Annotated in this window: 19 protein-coding genes and 1 pseudogene; 8 read left to right on the top strand and 12 right to left on the bottom strand. The window is 65.4% G+C overall.

Annotated features, from left to right (window positions below):
• Positions 1-17: 17 nt before the first annotated feature.
• Both EKH81_RS10285 and EKH81_RS10280 read right to left on the bottom strand, forming a co-directional pair.
• Positions 18-422 carry a DUF7344 domain-containing protein gene (locus tag EKH81_RS10285; RefSeq protein WP_202935110.1) on the bottom strand — a complete coding sequence of 135 codons (405 nt, stop codon included), beginning with the start codon at positions 420-422 and terminating at the stop codon, positions 18-20.
• A gap of 109 nt (positions 423-531) precedes the next feature.
• Positions 532-2,502 (bottom strand): bacterio-opsin activator domain-containing protein, encoded by a 1,971-nt coding sequence (locus EKH81_RS10280; RefSeq protein ID WP_132058450.1) that lies wholly within the window; start codon positions 2,500-2,502, stop codon positions 532-534.
• A gap of 108 nt (positions 2,503-2,610) precedes the next feature.
• Between EKH81_RS10280 and EKH81_RS10275 the strand changes: the two genes are divergently transcribed.
• The gene (locus EKH81_RS10275; protein ID WP_132058449.1) at positions 2,611-4,332 is read left to right on the top strand and encodes a glutamate--tRNA ligase; all 1,722 of its coding nucleotides are present in this window, start codon (positions 2,611-2,613) and stop codon (positions 4,330-4,332) included.
• Positions 4,333-4,357: 25 nt separating this feature from the next.
• On the opposite strand, the gene EKH81_RS19340 is transcribed toward EKH81_RS10275, so the two are convergent.
• The 6 genes from EKH81_RS19340 to phnD all read right to left on the bottom strand — a co-directional run bounded on the left by EKH81_RS19340 (position 4,358) and on the right by phnD (position 10,792).
• Positions 4,358-4,519 carry a DUF8014 family protein gene (locus EKH81_RS19340; protein ID WP_202935109.1) on the bottom strand — a complete coding sequence of 54 codons (162 nt, stop codon included), beginning with the start codon at positions 4,517-4,519 and terminating at the stop codon, positions 4,358-4,360.
• 22 nt (positions 4,520-4,541) lie between these two features.
• A complete protein-coding gene (gene tmcA, locus EKH81_RS10270) occupies positions 4,542-6,854 on the bottom strand; it encodes a tRNA(Met) cytidine acetyltransferase TmcA (RefSeq protein WP_132058448.1) in 2,313 nt (770 codons plus the stop codon).
• 317 nt (positions 6,855-7,171) lie between these two features.
• Positions 7,172-7,999, bottom strand: coding sequence for a phosphonate ABC transporter, permease protein PhnE (gene phnE / locus EKH81_RS10265; RefSeq protein WP_132058447.1), 828 nt, complete (start codon positions 7,997-7,999; stop codon positions 7,172-7,174).
• Positions 7,999-8,814 (bottom strand): phosphonate ABC transporter, permease protein PhnE, encoded by an 816-nt coding sequence (gene phnE, locus EKH81_RS10260; RefSeq protein WP_132058446.1) that lies wholly within the window; start codon positions 8,812-8,814, stop codon positions 7,999-8,001. Before phnE (EKH81_RS10260) ends, phnE (EKH81_RS10265) begins: the two co-directional genes overlap by 1 nt.
• A gap of 6 nt (positions 8,815-8,820) precedes the next feature.
• Positions 8,821-9,675, bottom strand: a complete 855-nt coding sequence (phnC, locus tag EKH81_RS10255) for a phosphonate ABC transporter ATP-binding protein (protein WP_132058445.1) — start codon at positions 9,673-9,675, stop codon at positions 8,821-8,823.
• Between the two features lie 4 nt (positions 9,676-9,679).
• The gene (phnD, locus tag EKH81_RS10250) at positions 9,680-10,792 is read right to left on the bottom strand and encodes a phosphate/phosphite/phosphonate ABC transporter substrate-binding protein (protein ID WP_132058444.1); all 1,113 of its coding nucleotides are present in this window, start codon (positions 10,790-10,792) and stop codon (positions 9,680-9,682) included.
• Between the two features lie 181 nt (positions 10,793-10,973).
• On the opposite strand from phnD, the gene EKH81_RS10245 reads away from it, so the two are divergent.
• The 5 genes from EKH81_RS10245 to ndk all read left to right on the top strand — a co-directional run bounded on the left by EKH81_RS10245 (position 10,974) and on the right by ndk (position 12,985).
• Complete coding sequence (locus tag EKH81_RS10245) at positions 10,974-11,519, top strand: GNAT family N-acetyltransferase (RefSeq protein WP_132058443.1); 546 nt, start codon at positions 10,974-10,976, stop codon at positions 11,517-11,519.
• A gap of 208 nt (positions 11,520-11,727) precedes the next feature.
• Positions 11,728-12,090 (top strand): 50S ribosomal protein L7Ae, encoded by a 363-nt coding sequence (gene rpl7ae / locus EKH81_RS10240; RefSeq protein WP_132058442.1) that lies wholly within the window; start codon positions 11,728-11,730, stop codon positions 12,088-12,090.
• A 9-nt stretch (positions 12,091-12,099) separates the two neighbouring features.
• Positions 12,100-12,327: a 30S ribosomal protein S28e gene (locus tag EKH81_RS10235; protein ID WP_132058441.1), complete on the top strand. Its 228-nt coding sequence runs from the start codon at positions 12,100-12,102 to the stop codon at positions 12,325-12,327.
• A gap of 2 nt (positions 12,328-12,329) precedes the next feature.
• A complete protein-coding gene (locus EKH81_RS10230; RefSeq protein WP_132058440.1) occupies positions 12,330-12,524 on the top strand; it encodes a 50S ribosomal protein L24e in 195 nt (64 codons plus the stop codon).
• The gene (gene ndk / locus EKH81_RS10225; protein WP_132058439.1) at positions 12,521-12,985 is read left to right on the top strand and encodes a nucleoside-diphosphate kinase; all 465 of its coding nucleotides are present in this window, start codon (positions 12,521-12,523) and stop codon (positions 12,983-12,985) included. Before EKH81_RS10230 ends, ndk begins: the two co-directional genes overlap by 4 nt.
• Before the next feature lie 41 nt (positions 12,986-13,026).
• Here ndk and EKH81_RS10220 read toward each other — a convergent pair whose 3' ends face one another.
• Entirely contained in the window at positions 13,027-13,359 is a 333-nt protein-coding gene (locus EKH81_RS10220; RefSeq protein WP_132058438.1) for a hypothetical protein, read from the bottom strand.
• Between the two features lie 130 nt (positions 13,360-13,489).
• Between EKH81_RS10220 and EKH81_RS10215 the strand changes: the two genes are divergently transcribed.
• Positions 13,490-15,877, top strand: coding sequence for a penicillin acylase family protein (locus tag EKH81_RS10215; protein ID WP_132058437.1), 2,388 nt, complete (start codon positions 13,490-13,492; stop codon positions 15,875-15,877).
• The gene (locus EKH81_RS10210) at positions 15,874-16,215 is read left to right on the top strand and encodes a hypothetical protein (protein ID WP_132058436.1); all 342 of its coding nucleotides are present in this window, start codon (positions 15,874-15,876) and stop codon (positions 16,213-16,215) included. Before EKH81_RS10215 ends, EKH81_RS10210 begins: the two co-directional genes overlap by 4 nt.
• Positions 16,216-16,736: 521 nt before the next feature.
• Here the strand turns inward: EKH81_RS10210 and EKH81_RS10205 are convergent.
• The 3 genes and pseudogenes from EKH81_RS10205 to EKH81_RS10195 form a co-directional block, all read right to left on the bottom strand.
• Positions 16,737-17,804 carry a methionine synthase gene (locus EKH81_RS10205; RefSeq protein ID WP_132058435.1) on the bottom strand — a complete coding sequence of 356 codons (1,068 nt, stop codon included), beginning with the start codon at positions 17,802-17,804 and terminating at the stop codon, positions 16,737-16,739.
• The gene (locus EKH81_RS10200) at positions 17,801-18,808 is read right to left on the bottom strand and encodes a 5-methyltetrahydropteroyltriglutamate--homocysteine methyltransferase (protein ID WP_132058434.1); all 1,008 of its coding nucleotides are present in this window, start codon (positions 18,806-18,808) and stop codon (positions 17,801-17,803) included. Before EKH81_RS10200 ends, EKH81_RS10205 begins: the two co-directional genes overlap by 4 nt.
• A 130-nt stretch (positions 18,809-18,938) precedes the next feature.
• Positions 18,939-19,406, bottom strand: a pseudogene (locus tag EKH81_RS10195) (HemK2/MTQ2 family protein methyltransferase); the annotation flags it as partial.
• Positions 19,407-19,491: the final 85 nt, after the last annotated feature.

Here is a 19,491-nt window from a genome sequence, read left to right as displayed (position 1 = left end):
TCAACGGGGGCGAGAGACTACTCGCCTGCAAATTCTTTGAAGTGTGTGTGTTCGAGATACTCCTCGAGCGTCGGCTGTCGCCAGTAGCGGACCACGTCGCTCCGCGAGTCGTAGTCCACGAGGTCGGCGTCGGCCATACGTGGGAGGTGTTTGTGGCGGAGTTCGTCCGCAATCTCCGTTCGGCGGGACTCGGTGATAGTCACGTCGTCCGCGCGGGCCTCCCACATCGCGACGTCGTCGGCGAGCGCCTCGACTTCCGCGAACCCGTCGTCGGCTCCCACTAACGCGTAGAGGGCGTACCGACGCAGGTCCGCCGCGAGGAGGTCGAACATCGTGTCGAACGAGAGCGTTCTGACTGCGCGACCACGCTGGAGGACGTGTTCGCCCTCGTTCGTCTTCGGACGGAGTGAATCGTTACTCATGGCGGGTGACCTCCAACGGTTGTTTTTACCAGCGGAGGGAACAAACCCATGCCTCAATAGTTAGGTACGGTCGGGAGAGGGTGTCAAACGCCCAATATCAGCCGCCTAATCAATCGAGGAACGTTCCGACCAGTTTGCCCTGGGCCGCCCGGAGGTGCTGGTGGAGGGTCGGCGAGGAGATGTCGAGCGAGTCGGCTATCTCCTCGGCGGTGCTCCCGCGAGGGTAGTCGTAGTAGCCCGCGAAGTAGGCCGCCTTGAGCGCGGTTCGCTGTTTGTCGGTCAGTTTCTCGGTCAGCGTCTGGCGGAACTCCCTGGCGGTACGGACCGGGTGGTTCACCTCCTGTTTGCTCACCAGTTCGGAGTCCGGATACGCCAGCCGAAAGCTGTCGATGACCGACCGCACGCCCACGTCGGACGGCGCTTCGGCCGCGAGTCGTACCGTCCCGCCGTTCGCGGTCGCCGACTTCACCATCGTCCCGGCCTTGATAAGCTCTGCCACGCCCGACTCCGAGAGGACGACCTCGACCAGACACGCCTCGCCCTCGCTGACGATGCGATGCTCCTCGACTCTCGGGGCGTCGGTCAGCAGGTCGCCGACGGTCGAGGCGTCCCCCTCGACCGTGACGTATTCGAGAAGGCGGTCGTCGGCAATCGGTACGAACCCTTCGAGCGTACACTCACATCCGAGCGTCGCCGACAGTTGGCCGAACACCGATTTCGACTGCGGGACCCGAAGCTCCAGTTCGACCGCAGTGTCCGAGAAGAGCAGATTTCGGTTTTTGACCGCGTTGATTGCGAACGCGACGACGACGCCGAGCGTTTCGAGCGCGGTCAGCTCCCGGTCGCCGAACGTGTCGGTACACGCGCCGCTGATGCCGAGAACGCCGTAGTTGGTGTTGCCGTAACTCAGCGGGACGAGGACCGCCGACGGCATGCCGAGCTCGAGCATCTGCTCGCGCTCGGCCTCCGAGAGTTGCGGCGATTCGGGCACGTCGCGCACGACGACCGACTCGCCTTCGGTCACGACGTCGGCGAAGGAGTTCTCCGAATTCGGACGGGCGCTCGTGGCCTCCACGAGGCGCTCGACCGCTTCGGGGTCGGCCCCCGAGATGACGCCCGGAGTCATCCGCTCGTCTTTGACCCACGGCCCGCCTATCCACGCGAACTGGTAGAACTCCGAGTTTGCCAGTCCCTCGCAGACGGTCCGCTCTATCTCCTCGCGGGACGCCGACTCGACGAGCGACTGGAAGATGCGATTTATCAGGCCGTTGATTCGGGTCAGCGTTTCGAGTTCGTCGCTCCGGGCGGCCAACCGTCGCTCGTTCGTCAGGCGGTCGGTCACGTCACGGGCGACCCAGACGACGGCTCCTCGGTCGTCGATGTCGGTTCCGAGCGGCGCGGTTCGACTCTCGAACCACCGGGTGCCGGCGTCGGTCTCGACCCGGTACTCCAGCGTCTCGACCGACCCGGTTTCGAGCGTGGTTTCGATGAGGTCGAGAAATCGGTCTGCCTTCGAGGTCTCGAACGCGTCGTGGAGCGTTCGACCCACGAGTCGCTCCTGCTCGACGGTTTTGAGATTCGCCGTTCGGGGTCCCGAGAGGACTTCGAGATACCGCCCGGTCTCGTCGATAATGAACGCCACGTCGGGGAACGCGTTCGTGAGTTCGCGCATTCGGTCGCCGGTCAGCCCCGAGTCGGACTCGACGCTGTTCGTGGCGACCGCCCGCCGCACCCGGTCGCGGAGCGAGTCGAGTCCGGCGGACTTCGGAAGGTAGTCGGAGGCCCCTTTTCCGACCGCTTCGCTCGCCACCGATTCGCTTCCCGACCCGGTGAACACGACGAACGGCAGATTCGGGTAGTCGTCGCGGACGGTTTCGAGGAGCGTGATGCCGTCGGATTCGGGCAAGTCGTACTCGCTGACCACGCAATCGACGCCGCTCGCGTCCGCGAGGTGGTCGCGCGCGGCCGCGGCGCTGGAGGCCGCAGTGACGTTCAGGCGTTCGTCGGGCAGTTCGTCCGGCGGCGGGTCGCTATCGACGTAGAGGACGCGGACCGCGTTCCGGGGCGAGTCGAGAGTCACACGCTTTGAACCGATGAATGCGGATTCACCTAAACGTCCCGGTCGATTCGTTTACACGTCGATACGAATCCGGTTCAGTTTTCCCCCGGACGCTCCAATTGCCCGCCAATGGACGACGAACTTCGCGACCGAATCGAGACGGAAGCAGAGATTCACGCGCTCGCGAACGCGGTCAAACACGACAGCGAGGCCGACGTTGGCGCGATAATGGGACCGCTGATGGGCGAGAACCCCGAGTTCCGCCAGCACGGCGACGAGATTCCCGGCGTCATCGCGCCGGTCATCTCGCGAGTCAACGACCTCGCGCCCGACGAGCGCAGGGAGCGTCTGGTCGAACTCGACCCCGAGTGGGTCGAGGAGTTAGAGAGCGACGACGAGGGCGACGACCGGGTCCTGCCCGACCTTCCGAACGCAGACGAGTACGACGAGATTCGGATGCGGTGTGCGCCCAACCCCAACGGCCCGTGGCACGTCGGCCACGCACGAATGCCCGCGGTCATCGGCACCTACGCCGAGGAGTACGACGGCGAGTTCATCGTCCGGTTCGACGACACCGACCCCGAGACCAAGCGCCCGATTCCGTGGGTGTACGACGAAATCCTCGACGAAATCGAGTACCTCGGATTCGAACCCGCGGAAGTCTATCGAGCGAGCGACCGCCTCGAAATCTACTACGACCACGCGCGCGACCTCATCGAGAAGGGCGGGGCCTACACCTGCTCGTGTCCCGCCGGGGAGTTCTCCGACCTGAAGAACGACGGGAAGGCGTGTCCCCACCGCGAGAAGGACGCCGAGACCACTCGTTCGGAGTTCGAAGCGATGATAGACGGCGAGTACGACTCGGGCGAGATGGTCCTCCGGGTGAAGACCGACATCGAGCACAAGAATCCCGCGCTCCGGGACTGGGTGGCGTTCCGAATCATCGACACGCCCCACCCGCGCGAGGAGGCCGCCGACTATCGGTGCTGGCCGATGCTCGACTTCCAGTCTGGCGTAGACGACCACCTAACGGGCGTCACTCACATCATCCGGGGTATCGACCTCCAAGACTCCGCGAAGCGCCAGCGGTTCGTCTACGACTACTTCGACTGGGAGTATCCCGAGGTCATCCACTGGGGCCACGTGCAAGTGGACGAGTACGACGTGAAGATGTCCACCTCGACCATCAAACAGCTAATCGACGACGGCGAACTCGACGGTTGGGACGACCCGCGCGCGCCGACGCTACTGAGCGTCGAGCGCCGGGGCATCCGGGGGTCGGCGCTCACCGACTCGATGGTCGAACTCGGCACCTCCACGAGCAACGTCGATTTGGCGATGAGTACGGTCTACGCGAAGAACCGCGAGCTGATAGACGACGATGCCGCCCGCTACTTCTTCGTGCGCGACGGCGTCGAGGTCCCGATATCGGACGACGCGCCCGACGCCGCCCACCCGCCGGTCCACCCCGACCACGAGGACCGGGGCACCCGCGACATCCCGGTCGGTGACGCGGTCCTTCTCGAAGAGGGCGACGTTCCCGCCGAAGACGACCGAATCTGGCTCAAGGGCCTGGGCTGTTTCCGAATGGGCGACGACGGACTGCGCTACACCGGCGACGACATCGCCGCGGTCCGCGAGGAGGGCGTGGACGTGGTTCACTGGGTCCCGACCGACGGCGCGGTGCCGACCCGACTCCGGACGATTCACGGCGACGAGGAGGGCCACGCCGAACCCGGCTTCGCCGACACCGACGCGGACGAGATGGTCCAGTTCGAGCGCGTCGGCTTCGTGCGAGTGGACCATCACGAAGCGGGCGAGGAGTCGGTCGCGTACTTCGCCCACGAGTAGTCGCTACTCTCGAATCGAACTCCGTTCACGGCCACTCGTCATTTTCTTCCAGCGGTTCGGCGACGATGCCGTCCGTTCGGGCCAGCACGCGAGCGTGGGCCGCACAGACCTCGCGGCTCTCCGCCCACGGAATGTGTAGTCTGACCCCGGCAGACTCCGAACACTCTTCTTCGGCGCACTCGGGCACGGTCCCACGTACTCGCGGCTCCCTAATCGGTGTATCGCCGCTTTTCGGTCTCGGCGGCTTCGTCGCCGTAGGCGTCCACCAGCGGCTGATACGCTTCGCCGAGCGCCCGCATGCACTGGCCCGTCGAGTGGAAGCCGAGTTCGTCGGCGACCCGTTCCCACGGGTGCGCCTGCAGGACCTTTCGGACCAGCAGGCGCTCCTCGCGGGTCGAAAGCCGGGTCGAGTCCCTCGAAGAGGGGACCGACTCTCCCGCGGCGGCCTCGGAGTTCTCCGAGGCCGCCGCCGCGCAATCGACGAAATACTTGAGCGCGACCCGACGGAAGGGCCGGGGGGCCGAATTGTACTGGCCCGGACCGTACGCGCTCGCGGCGACCGCCCGCCAGTCCCACGCCGAGAGTTCGAGCGACACCGGGGCCTCGACCGACCGGAGGAGCGCCCGGACCACGTCGGGGTCGGCGTCCCGGAGCGGGTCGGCGAGCATCGACGCGAACCGGGAGACGAACCACCGGGCGTGGCGGTCTCGGAGGTCGGCCCCCGATTCGGTTAGTGGGTCGAGCATGAGCGCGGAGTACTCGCCGCTGGTGTCGTTGCGGGTGGTCGAGAGCTGAATCGCGCGATAGCCGTTCTCGCGCCAGAAGTCGAGGAGTTCGGGGGTCGCACCGTAGCCGACCCCGAGCCAGTCGAGGTCGTCTTCGAACTCCGCCCGGATGTCCCCGAGGAGGTGCGAACCGAGTCCCCGCGACCGGACCGCGTGATGGGTGGCGATTCGCATCACTCGCATTCCCTGCGAGATTCCGGCCGCCTCGTCGCGGAGTTGGGAGGTCAGTACGTCGGGGAGCATGTTGCCCCGGACGCGCCCACCCTCGTACATGTGCTCGCGCAGGTCCGCGGGGAGGTTCCCTTCGCGAGCGAGCAGGGCGACCGCGACGACGTGATTTCCGTGGGTCAGCGCCCGAACCGCGAGGTTCGGCGCGTCGAGGAGTCGCGCGAGGTCGTCGGGTTCGGTACGGTAGTGGGCCAGCACGAGCAGGCCGAACGCCTCCCGGAGGAGCGTCTCGTCGGCGAGCAAGTCGTCGGGCGGGAGGGCGCGATACGCGACCGAATCTGGGTCGGCGTCGGCCACGACCTGCTCGACCGGCGGCCGGGCGTCGAGCAGGAGCGCCCGGAACGCCCACGTCTCGACGGGGTCACCCGGCGCGTACCGGATGGGTTCGTCGAGGCGCGTCTCGGTGACCTCGTGGTCGGTCTCGGCGAGTCGGTCGCGAAACCGGACCGAGAACCCCCGGCCCGCGCCCTCGTAGCCGTGGACGGTCGTGGTGAACGCGACCCGCCGGGCCGACAGAAACCGTTCGAGCAACCGAACCGAGAGCGCGGCGGCCTCGTCCACGAACACCGCGTCGGGGTCGCCCGGGAGGTCGGCGGCCGCGGTCGGTTTCTCGAAGCGAACCCTCCCCTCGCCGCGAAGCCGAATCTCGCGCGGCGGGTCGCGGTCGGTCTCGATAGTTCTCCCGAGAGATTCGAGGAGGGCCTTCGCCCGAACGAACACCTCGCGCGCGCTCCGGTACTCCGGTGCCGTGACAAGCACGTCGGTCCCCTCGGCCGCGAGCGCCCCGGCCGCGATGCCCGCCGCGCTCGATTTCCCCCGACCGCGGTCGGCCTCCGCGACCACGGCGGTCGGCGAGTCGTCGTCCCGAAGGGCCTCGAACGCCCGGACCACCGCCATCTGGTCGCCCGTGAGACAGGCGTCGTAGGCTTTCGCGGGGAACGCGTGGTCGTCTGGCGGCTCGGGCGGTTCGTCGGGGAGTCGCGGCGCGGGGTGGGTCAGGCCGTCGCGCTCGACCGTTCCCGTCTCGCCGTCAACGTCAACGACCGCGATTCCGGGGTGGTCGAGAAGGGTCCCGACGAATCGCCGTCGGAAGCGCCCCGTCACGGCTTCGAGGTCGGCGGGCGGGACCGCAAGCGTCCGGTCGAAGTCGGTCCGACAGTCCGAAAAGTCGTCGAGCGAGGGCATCAGAAGTACGAACAGGCCGCCACCGTCTACCGCGCCGACGATTCGACCGACCGCGTTCGGTCGGAAATCGGCGTGGCAGTCGAGGACCACACACTCCCGAGTGGTGCCGAGCAGGCGACCGGCGCGCTTCGGCCCGACCCGCTCGCAGTCGAGCCACCCGGTTCCGACGAGCGTGGTCGCCTCGCGGTCGATTTCGGCGGCGTCGAGCGCCCGGTCGGCGGCGTCGTAGCACGCCTCCCGGTCGCCCGCGAGCACGAGCAGGCGGCGCTCGTTCGTCCGACGGGCCTCCGCTCGCAGGGCGGTCGCGACCCCGGCTACGTCCATGCTCGTCGTTGGAAAGGGCGAAAGAAGGGCGTTTTCCTTCGGCTCCGGCGAGAATCCTCGAGGTGAAGTGGAATCGCGGTCGGTGTCGTCTCGAAAGCCCCCGCCCGCTCGCGCAAGCGCGAGCGGGTGGCCCCTTTCATTCCCGCGAGGGGACCGAGCGGGAAGTCGAAAGACGCGTCTTTCGGAAGTCCCACCCGTTGTCTGTGTCACCGGCCGATTCGTGGTGGATGATTCTCCGGGCGATTCACGGTGGTTTGCGTCAGTCAGTGCAGTGTCGAAAAACGGATTCGCGAAACGAGCGGCGGCGGTCCGCTACCTCACGTCACTTTCTTCCTGAGGTAGGCCGAGATGCCTTCACTCAGGAGGACGATGCCGAGGATGGCGATGAGGATGGTCAGGACCGCCGACCAGTTGAAGTAGTTGATGTTGGTCTGGAGCGCGACGCCGATGCCGCCCGCGCCGACGAATCCGATGATGGTCGAGGCCCGGACGTTGATGTCCCACCGGAACGTCGCGACCGAGACGAACGCGGGCTTTATCTGCGGGACGACGCCGTAGACGAACGTCTGAACCGTGGATGCGCCGGTCGCGGTGACCGCCTCGACCTGCCCGTGGTCGATTTCCTCGATGGCTTCCGCGATGAGCTTCGCGGTGAAGCCCACCGACCGGACCGCGATGGCGAGGACGCCCGAGAGCGCGCCCGGTCCGAACAGCACGACGAAGATGAGCGCCCAGATGATGACGTTCACCGACCGGGTGAACGAGATGATGAACTTCCCGAACCAGTAGGTCAGGCGGTTCGGCGACGTGTTCTCCGCCCCGAGGAACGCGACCGGGACCGCGAGAACGATTGCCAGTCCGGTGCCGAGTATCGAGATGTTGATGGTCTCGATGAGCGGCCCCACGATTTCGGTCGTGTACGCCACGTCCGGCGGGTACATCCGAGCGACGAGGTCGCCGACTTCGCGCGGCGCGGACGCCACGTAGTCGTAGTTGACCTCCATCGACCGCCACGCGACCGCGAGAATCACGAGCGTTCCGAGGACCGCACCGTACCGGGCGAGTCGCTCCCGGCGCGAGTGGCGGTGCCAGTCGTCGCCCGTCGGAGTCTTCGGGCCGGATTCCGTGTTCGTCGAGTCCGACATCACTGTACCCTCCGTCTCGCGTAGGCGCTAACCACTTCGCCCACGATGACGAGACACACGATGACGAGGATGATGAGCGAACTGAACTGGTAGTCGTACTTCTGGAACGAGTTCAGCAGCGTGATGCCGATGCCGCCCGCGCCGACGATGCCGACCACCGTGCTGTGGCGGAGATTGATGTCGAGTCGGTAGATGGTGAGACCGATGACTCGCGGAATGACCTGCGGCAGGACGCCGAAGATGTAGATGTGGAGTTTGCCCGCGCCGACCGCTTCGACCGCCTCCATCTGGCCCACGTCGATGTCCTCGATTTCCTCGGCGAGCAGTTTGCCGAAGAAGCCGACGGTCTTGAACGACAGCGCGAGGACGCCAGCCAGCGGCCCGAACCCGACCGCCTTCACCATCACGATGGCGACGATGAGTTCGTGGAACGCGCGCGTGACCGAGACGATGCCTCGGCCCACGGCGTAGACGGGTTTGGGCGCGAGGTTGTTCGCGGCCATGAACGCGACCGGGACGCTGACGACGACGCCGATGGCGGTCGCGAGTATCGACATCACGATGCTCTCGACGACGCCGCGGACCATCAACTGGAACTGCGAGGGGGTCGCGGCGGGCGGGAGCATGTTCGAGACGAGGGTCGCGCCGGCCGACATCCCCTGAAGGAATCTGTCGAGTGAGACTCGAAGGTCCCAGATGCTGAACAGCACGAACCCGACGATGAGCGCGTACACCGCGTACTTGACGTAGCGATTGTAGAACGCCGTCGGACGGTGCCACTCGCCGTCGTACTCGGGATTCGAGTGAGTCGCCATTCGGGATTACCCCTCCCTCGCGGTCCGTTGGGTCACGTCCTCGGGGAGTCCGTCGTCCCGGTCGTCCGAGCCGCCTGCGTTCGCGTCGCGCGCCTCCGCGGCGGCGTCACGCTCTTCTCGGGACTCGCCGCCTCGGTAGATGGTGTCTTTGGCCTGCTCGTCGAGTTCCTCGGGCGTCCCCTCGAAGACGACTCGACCGTCGCTCAAACCGACGATGCGGTCGGCGTACTCGACGGCGAGGTCCACCTCGTGGATGTTGATGAGAACCGGAATATCGTCCTCGCGGGCGATTTCGGTCAGCAGGTCCATCACCTCGATGGACGTTTCGGGGTCGAGCGCGCTGGTGGGTTCGTCCACCAGCAGTATCTTGGGTCGCTGGATGACCGCGCGAGCGATGCCGACGCGCTGGCGCTGGCCGCCCGACAGCTCGTCGGCCCGGTTGTTCTCGTGGCCGCCGAGACCCACTCGGTCGAGCACCTCGCGCGCCCGGGAGATGTCCTCGGCGTCGAAGTCCCGGCGGAACGCCCGCCACGCGCTCATGTAGCCGAGTCGCCCCGAGAGGACGTTCTCCATCACGGTCAGTCGCTCGATGAGATTGAACTCCTGGTGAATCAGCCCCATGTCTCGGCGGGCCTGCTTCAGTTCCGACCCGCCGAGCGCGGTGACTTCCGTTTCGTCGAGCCAGACGCTCCCGCCGGTCGGTTCGGTAAGCCGGTTGATACACCGGATGAACGTACTCTTGCCAGCGCCGCTCGGGCCGATGATTGCGACGATTTCGTTCCCACCGACTTCCATCGAGACGCCGTCGAGCGCACGGTCGCCCGAATCGTACACCTTCTCCAAGTCTTCGACCCGTATCATGGCCTCACTCCTCCAGATTACCGGTCTCGTACTCGACGCCGTTCTTCTCCTGAATCTGGAGGATGATGTCGTAGGCGGTCGCGTAGTCGATTTCGACCCACTTGCCCCGCCCTTCGAACGTCTCGGCTATGTCGGTGTCGGAGTAGTCGTATTCGAGGAACGCCGTCCGGATACCCTCCTGAATCTCGGGCGTGAGGTTGTAGCGATAGTTGAAACTCGTCGTCGGGAAGGGGTTGCTCGCCCAGACGACCTTGATGTTCGTCGGGTCAACGTTGTCGGCGTCCGCAACGCGCGTCACGCACGTACTACACACGGGCGCGGCGTCGTAGTCGCCGTTGGCGACGCCGAGGATGCTCTGTTCGTGGCCGCCCGAGTAGGACACTTCGTAGTCGTCGTCGGGGACGACGCCCTCGTTCTCGAACAGCGCCCGAGGTGCTTGGTTCCCGGAGTTCGACGAGGGCTCGGCGTGAGCGATTCGCTTGCCCTCCAGGTCTTCGAGCGCGTTTATCTCGTCGTTGTCCGACTGGGTCGCGAGCCAGAGCCGATAGCCGAACGCGCCGTCGTCCGACACCTGAATCGAGAACGGAACCGCGCCCGCGAGGTTGACCGCGAACGGGGTCGGACCGGTCGAGAATCCGCCGACGTGGAGGCGCTCCGAGCGCATCGCCTCAATCATGGAAGCGTACGACTGGAGCGGGAAGTACTCCACGTCCTTGCCGGTCTCCTCGGCGATGTTGTCCATCAGGGGCTGCATCGTGTCGCGGTACGCCGCCGGGTCCTCCGTCGGCGTCATCGCGAACGCGAGTTTGTCGGGGTCGAGCAAGTCGTCGTCGCTCGACGGCGTCTCTTGGACGGGGTCGCCGTAGCGCGGTTCGTCGCGCTCCTCCATATTCTCGAGGTCCTCGATGGCCCCCGTCTCGTACCCGGCCTGAATCAGCGCCTGCATCGACTGCGGGAACTCCGGGTTCGCCGGGTCGAACTCTGAGTCTCCCGCGCTCGTCTCGGTTTCGGTCGCCTCGTCGCCGCCCTCGCCTTGGATACAGCCAGCGAGACCGTAGGTGACCGTTGCGGTTGTGGAAGCCAACAGCGACCGACGCGACAATCTTTTCTTGCTCATTGGCGGTAACCGCGAATACGCAGCACCCCTTTTCAAGCTTTTTCATATATTGGCCTCCGTTTAGATAGTTTCTCTAGGTGTGAGTGTTCAATCTGGAAATGTATCTAGGAATACCGCTCGCAGTGAGAACCGGGCGACGTTCTCCCGAACGCATTTGGTCGCGCCGTCCCTCGAATCAGACATGCCCGGCCCCGTTTACCTTTCCGGCGAGCGAGTCGACCTCCGAGTCACCGAGCGCGAGGACATCGACTTCCTCCAGCGCGCTCGAAGCGACCCCGACTTACGGACGCCGTTGACGTTCACGGAACCACAGACGCGCGAGCAAGTCGAGGAGTTCTACGAGAACACGATTGCCGCGGATAACGGCGACGCGAACTTCTTGATTTGCCGAGACGGCGAGGACGAACCCATCGGCGAAGCCAATCTGTTTCGAGTCGAGCGCGACCACGCCGAAGTGGCCTACTGGCTCGACGCCGACGCTCGCGGCCACGGGTACGCGACCGGGGCGGCCTCCCTACTGTTGGAGTACGGCTTCGAGACGCGCGGACTCCACCGACTGTATGCGAAAGTCGTGGATTTCAACGACGACTCTCGGCGGTTGCTCCAGCGTCTCGGTTTCTCGGAGGAAGGACGATTTCGAGACCACGAATTTCTCAACGGTGAGTACCGCGACGTGGTGGTCTACGGTCTGCTGTGCGAGGGATGGGACGGCGCCGAGCGACAGTGAGCGCTCCCGTAAACGACCGACACTGCCCTCGTCCACGACCGATGTCCCCTTGTCTTCGTTTCGCACGCCCCAGCAGCATTTGAAAGCGCTTTTAAGGGGTGACGAACTACCAAGTCGTACAACCTGCGCGCGGTTGATGATGCTCCTAGCCGCATAGGACTACTCCGGCAGGGGAGCTTGAGCCGACGTGCGGGAAGGTGAACAACCAATGCCAGTATACGTAAACTTCGACGTTCCGGCCGACCTCCAAGACAGCGCCGTCGAGGCGCTCGAGGTCGCCCGAGACACGGGAACCGTGAAGAAAGGAACCAACGAAACGACCAAGGCAATCGAGCGCGGCAACGCCGACCTCATCTACGTCGCCGAGGACGTTCAGCCCGAGGAAATCGTGATGCACCTGCCCGAACTCGCCGACGAGAAGGGCATCCCCTTCATCTTCGTCGATACGCAGGACGACATCGGCCACGCCGCCGGGCTGGAAGTCGGAAGCGCGGCCGCGGCCATCGTCGATGCGGGCGAGGCCGACGACGACGTGGAGGACATCGCCAGCAAGGTCGAGGAACTTCGGTGAGTGTGACCCATGAGTGCTGAAGAGTCCGAAGAAGGAGGCTCCACGCCCGCCGAAGTCATCGAAATCGTCGGCAAGACGGGGATGCACGGCGAGGCCATGCAGGTCAAGTGCCGCATCCGCGAGGGCGAGAACCAGGGCCGCATCATCACGCGGAACTGCCTCGGTCCGGTCCGCGAGGGCGACATAATCCAACTCCGCGAGACCGCTCGCGAAGCCGACTCCATCGGAGGTCAGTGACAATGCCCCAGACCCGAGACTGTGACTTCTGTGGCTCGGACATCGAACCCGGAACGGGCACGATGTTCGTCCGCACCGACGGCACCACCACCCACTTCTGCTCCGCGAAGTGTGAGAAGAACGCCGACCTCGGACGCGAACCCCGAAACCTCGAGTGGACCGAGGACGGCAGAGACGAGGAGACGACCGAACAATGAGCGAGACCGAGCGCACCTTCGTCATGGTCAAGCCCGACGGCGTCCAGCGCGGCCTCATCGGAGACATCGTCTCCCGATTCGAGGACCGCGGTCTGAAGCTCGTCGCCGGGAAGTTCATGCAGATTGACGAAGACCTCGCCCACGACCACTACGGCGAACACGAGGGTAAGCCCTTCTTCGAGGGTCTCGTGGACTTCATCACGTCCGGTCCCGTCTTCGCGATGGTGTGGGAAGGTCAAGACGCGACCCGTCAGGTCCGCACCATGATGGGCGAAACCGACCCCGCCGAGTCCGCCCCCGGCACGATTCGGGGCGACTACGGACTCGACCTCGGTCGGAACGTCATCCACGGTTCGGACCACGAGGACGAGGGCGCGAACGAGCGCGAAATCGACCTGTTCTTCGACGACGACGAACTGGTCGAGTACGAGCGCAGCGACGAGACGTGGCTGTACGAGTGAGATAGCGGTCGGTTTTCTCGTTTCGGTTTTGCTTCAATTTTTCAGTTCCCGGTAGCGACCCCACCGAGCGACTCTCCGACAGCAGTCGCGCTCGCCCCGACATCGAGGAATCCGAAGATGAGCAGCGAGACGACCACGGATGCGAACAGCCAGTGAACCGGATATCCGCGTTCGGTGGTCAGGTAGAGACCGAGACCGACCACTCCCGGCGCGAGACCCTGAAGGAACAGTACCACGACTCCGACGCCCCATGTAAAGTGGTACTCTCCGGATTCGTAATCGTGGCGAAACTCTCGGTATGCGAGATACGCGAGCCCGGCCGCGACGACTACGACCGCTAGAAGGGGCCAGTTCAGTGACGGGAGGGCAGCCATACCCGAAATCCAGCCCGAAATAATTAAAATCTTCCTACATTTTGGAGTGAGTAGTCTTCTCGAACAAACCTCCGACAACCCACATCGCGTGGAACAGTCGTTTTATGCGAGTGATACGAACGTCACGAGCATGAACACCGACATCACCCGCCGCGCCCTGCTGGCCGCCATCGTGGGCGGCGGGGTCGCTGGCGGGTCGCTCTCGCCGGTCCGGGGCTACCTCGACCGGTTCGCGCCGTTCTCGGGGTCGGCGTGGCGCGACGCGACCGACCCGACGAATCGTCGGGTCGAGAGTCCCCACGGCGAAGCGACGGTTCGGTACGACGAGTACGGCACGCCCCACGTCGAGGCCGCGAACGAGCGGGCGCTCTATTTCGCAGTCGGCTACGTGCAGGCCGCCGACCGACTGTTTCAGATGGACCTCCAGCGCCGGGTGATGCGCGGTCAGCTTTCGGAAGTGGTGGGCGAGGCCACGCTCGACTCCGACGAATTCAACGTCAAGATGGACTTCGTCGGAGGGTCGGAGGCGAATCTCGAACTCCTCGACGGGACGCCATCGGGCGAACTGGTCGAGGCGTTCTCGGCGGGCGTCAACGCCTGTATCGACCGCGAGGAACTCCCGCTGGAGTTCGGCCTGCTCGAATACGAACCCGATTCGTGGACGCCCACGGACACGATGCTGATGGAGACCCAGATTTCGTGGACGCTGACCGGGAACTTCTGGACGCTCGAACGCGAACTCCTCGCGAGCGAACTCGGCGACGACGCGGCAGACGAACTCTACCCGTTCCGACTCGACCACGACGCGCCGATAATCCGAGACGGCGCGGGCGGCGAGCGCATCGAGCGCCGGGTGGTCGAACCCGCGGGACGATTCGACGACCCCGACCTCCTCGAGTGGCTTCGAGCGTTCGAGAGTCCGCGCGGCGTCGGGTCGAACAGTTGGGTCGTCTCGGGCGAATACACCGATTCGGGCGCACCAATCGTCGCCAACGACCCCCATCTCGCGCTGTCGGCCCCGCCGGTCTGGTACGAGATGGACCTCAGAACCGACGAGATCGCCGTCCGCGGCGTCACCTTTCCGGGCGTTCCGTTCGTCGTCATCGGCGAGAACGACTCGTGCGCGTGGGGGTTCACCAACGCGGGGGCCGACATCATCGACTTCTACACCTACGAAACCGACGACTCGGGCGACCGGTATCGGTACGACGGCGAGTGGCGCGAGTTCGACACCGAGGAGCGGACCGTCGAAGTTGCCGACGCCGAGGACAGAACCGTCACGGTCCGGAAGACGGTTCACGGGCCGGTCCTCGAACGCGAGGGCCAACGGGTCGGCGTGGCGTGGACCGGCCACACCGCGACCGAAACGTCGAGAGCAATCCACGAGTACAGCAAGGCGGACGGAATGGACGACTTCCTCGACGCGACCCGGCAGATGGACCTCCCGACTCAGAGCGTCGTCTACGCCGACCGCGACGGCAACGCCCTCTACTACGTTACGGGCCGAATTCCGATTCGGACCATCGACGGCGAGGAGGTGTGGGGCACCCGCGTCTTCGACGGGTCGGCCGGAGAGGCCGAGTGGGAGGGCTTCGAACCCTTCGGCGTCTCGTCGTGGGAGGGATTCGTTCCCTTTGAGGAGAAGCCTCACGCCGTCAACCCCGACTACCTCGGGACCGCGAATCAGCGCATCACGGACGACCCGGAACACTACGTCGGCGAGCGGTACGCCACCCCCTATCGCGGCCAGCGCCTCTACGAACTGCTCGACGCGCGGGCGGAGTCGGACGACCCGATGGACCCCGAGTTCATGAAAGAGCTTCAGCGCGACACCCATTCGAAGCGCGCCGAGCAGGTCACCGACGAACTGGTCGCCGCCGCAGAGGCTCACGACGACCTCGAGGCCGCAGCCGATACCCTCCGAGACTGGGACTACCGGATGGACCGTGACTCGCGGGCCGCGCTCGTCTTCTCGGCGTGGTTCGACCGCTTCCGCGAGGAGACGTTCGCCGACGACTTCGAAGCGGCCGGTCTCGACGAGAGCTACTACCCCGACGACTGGATTCTCGCCGCGCTCCCCGAGGAGAGTCGGTGGTTCGGTGACGAAGGGCGAAGCGTGGTGATGGCCCGCGCGCTCCGCCTCGCGCTCGAAGACATCGACGACGGCGAGACCTACGGCGACCGCAACACGACCGCCGCCATTACCCACCCGTTCGGCCAGTCGTTCCTGAACTACCCCGAGTACGCGACCGACGGTTCGGCCCACACCCTGAACAACTACCGCAGGGAGTCGGCGGTCGGAAGCAGTTGGCGGATGATTTGCCCGATGGCCGAGCGCGAGGAGTCAGTCTGCATCCTTCCGGGCGGCAACTCGGGCGACTACTTCTCGGACCACTACGACGACCAACTCCGGATGTGGGCCGACGGCGAGTACAAGCCGATGGGCCGCGACACCGACGGCGAAGCGAGAATCGAATTCGAATCCGCGGACGGCGAGACCACGGAGGGCGACGAATGAGCATCCTTCGTGCGTGGCTCGGCGAACTCCGCGAGGACCGCCGCGCCCGGTGGTTCGCCGTGGCGACCGCGGTGGCCATCGGTCTCGCGGTCGCCCAGATTCACTGGTACGGCTTCGTCCTCGGCGGCGCACTGGTCGGACTCGTCTCGAAGGACACCAAGCGCGCACTGCTCGCCGGACTCGCCTTCGGGATTCTCGCGTGGGTGGTGTTCGCCGGGGTGTTAGCGTCGAACGGCGCGCTCTTGAAGTACGTCGAGATGGGTCAAGTGCTCGGCGTCAGCGCGGCGATTCCGGTCGTCGCGGCCGGACTCGGGTCGCTCGTGCGAGGCGTCGTCTGAAGGTTGCGATGTGATTGTGGGGTTTTGGCTGACGGTTTCGCTGGCAGTGATTGTGTTTAGTTTCCGAGGTTGCGTTTAGCTCCGATTCTGAGTGGAAGGCGGAAGAAAAACTGCGCGTACCCCCAGGGGAACTGTGGACGAGCTAGCTATTGCTTGAGCCAATCAAACCGCACAGCACCGCACTGCAAGCCTCACACCTCCCCAACCGACTGCGTTGCTCGGCCAGAGGCCTGCGCTACTCGCCCCTCGCGCGGTTGGGCGCGACACGAGGTCGCGCCCGCACGCGCCGGAAGACAAACCGCGTCTTCCGAGCCTGTGTTCGCTTCGCTCACACAGACGTCGGGCGGGAGATTCAACCGCGTGACTCGACGGTTCGACCGGCCTAAGCTTCAAGTACGAAAACGAGACCAATCCTCCTCGTGACCTGAATCAGGCCGGAGCGCACCCGCGATTGTGCGGCGCGCGGCGCTCCGGACGACCGCCAGCGCGTCGCCTTCAAGACCCCAACTCCCGAATCGCCATCAGTCGTCGGCGGTCACGGCCGACTTCTCGACTTCTATCTCACCGGCGTCGAGTTCCTGCTCCACCTCGCGGGCCGCGCGAACGAGGTTCGTCATCTTCTCGTAGGCGACTTCGCGCGGCAGGAGCTTGACGCCGCAGTCCGGGCTCACGGTCAGTTGCTCGGGCGGAACGACTTCGAGGCCCTTCTGGATGTTCGCCTTGATTTCGGCCACCGATTCGACCGTCGCGTCGTGGGCGTCCACCACGCCGAGCGCGAGGTCCGCGGTGAAATCCGGCTCCTTGAACACGTCGAGTTGGTCGTAGTCGCCGTTCGCGAGTTCGAGGTCGAACTCGTCCACCGGGAACTCCAGAATCTCGGGGTAGATGCGCGAGTAGTCGCCGTAGCAGACGTGGAGACCGATTCGCACGTCGTCGGGGATGCCAGCGACGATGCGCTCTAGACACTCGCCCACGATGGCGTGGTCGTCGGGCGTCGTCGCCAGCGCGGGTTCGTCTATCTGGATGTAGCGAGCGCCCGCTTCGACCAGCTTCTCGACCTCGGTGTTCACGAGGTCTGCGAGGTCATGAGCCAGCGACTCGGTGTCGTCGTACGCCTCGTTGAAGCTCCAGTTCGCCAGCGTGTACGGTCCCGTGATGGGGACCTTGACCGGGCGGTCGGAGACGCTCGCGGTGAACTCGTACTCATCGACCAGCCACGTCTCGGCGTATTCCACGTCGGAGACGACCGAGGGCTTGTCGAAGGTGTTGTGACCCCACACCTTCACCGGGCCGTTGAACTCGTAGCCGTCGATGCGGTGGGCGAAGTACTCGACCATCTCGTTGCGGCGCATCTCGCCGTCCACGACGACGTCGAGACCGGCGCGCTCGTGTTCGTCGGTGATGAGGCGCGCGGCGTCGTCCTTCGCCTCCTGCCACTCCGCTTCGCCGAAGTCCGCGTCGGGGTCCTCGTAGAGGTCGCTGACGCGGTCCACCCACTTCGGCTTGGGGTAGCTTCCGACGACGGTCGTCAGCAGGAAGTGGTCGTTCGGGTGATTCTCGGGTCGGAACTGGTCTCGATTCTGGCTCATGCTTTCACCTCCGCGAGTTCGGTCGCTTCGCCCAACGCCGCGAGCTTCTCCTGGAACGTCGAGTACGGCAGATAGAACAGTTCGGTGTTCGGGGTCAGGTAAATTTCCTCGAAGTCTGCGGCCGGAGTGCTCTCTTCGAGCCAGTCGGCGCGCTCGGCGATGGCTTCGGAGTCTTCGACCAGCGTGTTCTGGCCATCTACGACGCCCGCCGCGATGGAGTCCTTCGTGCCGTATTCGTTGATGTTGTAGAGGTTCTGCTCCTGTTCCGAGACGAAGTCGTAGCCCACGGCGTGGAAGTCTGCGTCAAGCAGGTGGGCGTGTACCTTCTCCTCCAGCGCGCCCCAGTAGGTGTGGACGATTACGTCGGTACCCGCGGGCGCGGCGTCGGCCACCGTGTCGATGGCTTCGCTGGCACGCTCGTCGTCGCCTTCGCCCGGCGGATTCTCCACCAGCGAGGGTTCGAGGACGAACAGCGTCTCGACCTCGGGGAACGCTTCGACCTCTCCGGCGAGGAACTCCGCGACCGCGGCGAGGAAGTCGGCATCGTCGCCGTAGTACTCGTCGGTGGCGAGGTCGGCGAGCGAGTACGGACCGGGGACGACCGCTTGCAGGGACCCCGAATCGGCGAACTCGCTCGCCGCCTCCAACTCGGCCGCGATGTCGCCGTCGAACGTGAGTTCGCCCGTCACCACGGGGTCGCGGTAGAAGTTGTTGTTGTCGTAGTATCTCACGATGCCGTGAGTTTCCACCGCGTCGTGGACCGCGAACGGGTGGGCCAGCATGTCGTCCCACCGGAGTTGCCCCTCGACCACGCGGTCGAGTCCGGCGTCCTGCTGGCGTTCGACGACTTCCTCGCGGGCCTGGTCGTACACCGAGACCACGTCGTCGCCCTCGTCGCCGTCGATGAGGTCGTGTTTCTGGTGGCCTTTCAGGTCGGCGAGGTCGTCTTTCGCCCAGTCCGGAAGCGGATACACTCCCGGCGTCGTAGCGATGCGCTCTGTCATGGTGTCTCCACCTACGGAATGCCGCGGCTTAATATTTTCCACTTAGGAAAATAACCGAGGTTCATAGATATGTGGTACCACTCGCCACTACTATCGGCTCGAAAGCGCACGACTGCTGGCGAATCGAGGTCTATCGTACCAACTTCAGCACGGTCAGCGTCTCGAACGGGAACGACTCGTCGCGGAGCGCCGCCGCCGAGAACCCCTCGCTGGCCGCGAGGTCCACGACTTCCTCGACGCCGGTGAGGCTACTGACCAGCAGGTACACCGCACCGTCGGGCGCGAGTACGCGCCCGACGGACGCGAGGAACGGTTCGACCACCGCACGGCCGTCCTCGCCGCCCGAGAGCGCGACTTCCATCCAGTCGTCGCGCTCGTCGTCCGAGTCGGTCGGGAGGTACGGCGCGTTGAACAGAATCGCGTCGAAGACCTCGTCTTGGAAGGGTTCGAGCAAGTCGGCTCTGACGGCTTCGACGCCGCGCTCGCTGGCTTGCACGCACGCGTGGGGGTTCACGTCGGAGCCGACGACGCGCACGCCGGTTTCGGCTTCGACTCGCTCGGCGACGTAGCCCGACCCGGTCCCGACTTCGAGGGCGAGCGGGCGGTGGGGCGGGGGGGGGCCCCGCCCCCCCCGGGGGGGGGGGGGGGGGGCCGGGGGGGGGGGGGGGGGGGGGGGCGCCCCC

It is taken from the genome of Halorussus amylolyticus (assembly GCF_004143485.2).
Classification (GTDB): domain Archaea; phylum Halobacteriota; class Halobacteria; order Halobacteriales; family Haladaptataceae; genus Halorussus; species Halorussus amylolyticus.
Note: the sequence above shows the minus strand (reverse complement) of the source record. Positions and strands in the feature narration are given on the sequence as shown.

Bases quoted from the DNA above. Each gene is read 5' to 3' on its own strand.
- EKH81_RS10285 (WP_202935110.1), bottom strand. From the start codon at position 422: ATGAGTAACGATTCACTCCGTCCGAAGACGAACGAGGGCGAACACGTC.
- EKH81_RS10275 (WP_132058449.1), top strand. From the start codon at position 2,611: ATGGACGACGAACTTCGCGACCGAATCGAGACGGAAGCAGAGATTCAC.
- tmcA (WP_132058448.1), bottom strand. From the start codon at position 6,854: ATGGACGTAGCCGGGGTCGCGACCGCCCTGCGAGCGGAGGCCCGTCGG.
- phnE (WP_132058447.1), bottom strand. From the start codon at position 7,999: ATGTCGGACTCGACGAACACGGAATCCGGCCCGAAGACTCCGACGGGC.
- phnE (WP_132058446.1), bottom strand. From the start codon at position 8,814: ATGGCGACTCACTCGAATCCCGAGTACGACGGCGAGTGGCACCGTCCG.
- phnC (WP_132058445.1), bottom strand. From the start codon at position 9,675: ATGATACGGGTCGAAGACTTGGAGAAGGTGTACGATTCGGGCGACCGT.
- phnD (WP_132058444.1), bottom strand. From the start codon at position 10,792: ATGAGCAAGAAAAGATTGTCGCGTCGGTCGCTGTTGGCTTCCACAACC.
- EKH81_RS10245 (WP_132058443.1), top strand. From the start codon at position 10,974: ATGCCCGGCCCCGTTTACCTTTCCGGCGAGCGAGTCGACCTCCGAGTC.
- rpl7ae (WP_132058442.1), top strand. From the start codon at position 11,728: ATGCCAGTATACGTAAACTTCGACGTTCCGGCCGACCTCCAAGACAGC.
- EKH81_RS10235 (WP_132058441.1), top strand. From the start codon at position 12,100: ATGAGTGCTGAAGAGTCCGAAGAAGGAGGCTCCACGCCCGCCGAAGTC.
- EKH81_RS10230 (WP_132058440.1), top strand. From the start codon at position 12,330: ATGCCCCAGACCCGAGACTGTGACTTCTGTGGCTCGGACATCGAACCC.
- ndk (WP_132058439.1), top strand. From the start codon at position 12,521: ATGAGCGAGACCGAGCGCACCTTCGTCATGGTCAAGCCCGACGGCGTC.
- EKH81_RS10220 (WP_132058438.1), bottom strand. From the start codon at position 13,359: ATGGCTGCCCTCCCGTCACTGAACTGGCCCCTTCTAGCGGTCGTAGTC.
- EKH81_RS10215 (WP_132058437.1), top strand. From the start codon at position 13,490: ATGAACACCGACATCACCCGCCGCGCCCTGCTGGCCGCCATCGTGGGC.
- EKH81_RS10210 (WP_132058436.1), top strand. From the start codon at position 15,874: ATGAGCATCCTTCGTGCGTGGCTCGGCGAACTCCGCGAGGACCGCCGC.
- EKH81_RS10205 (WP_132058435.1), bottom strand. From the start codon at position 17,804: ATGAGCCAGAATCGAGACCAGTTCCGACCCGAGAATCACCCGAACGAC.
- EKH81_RS10200 (WP_132058434.1), bottom strand. From the start codon at position 18,808: ATGACAGAGCGCATCGCTACGACGCCGGGAGTGTATCCGCTTCCGGAC.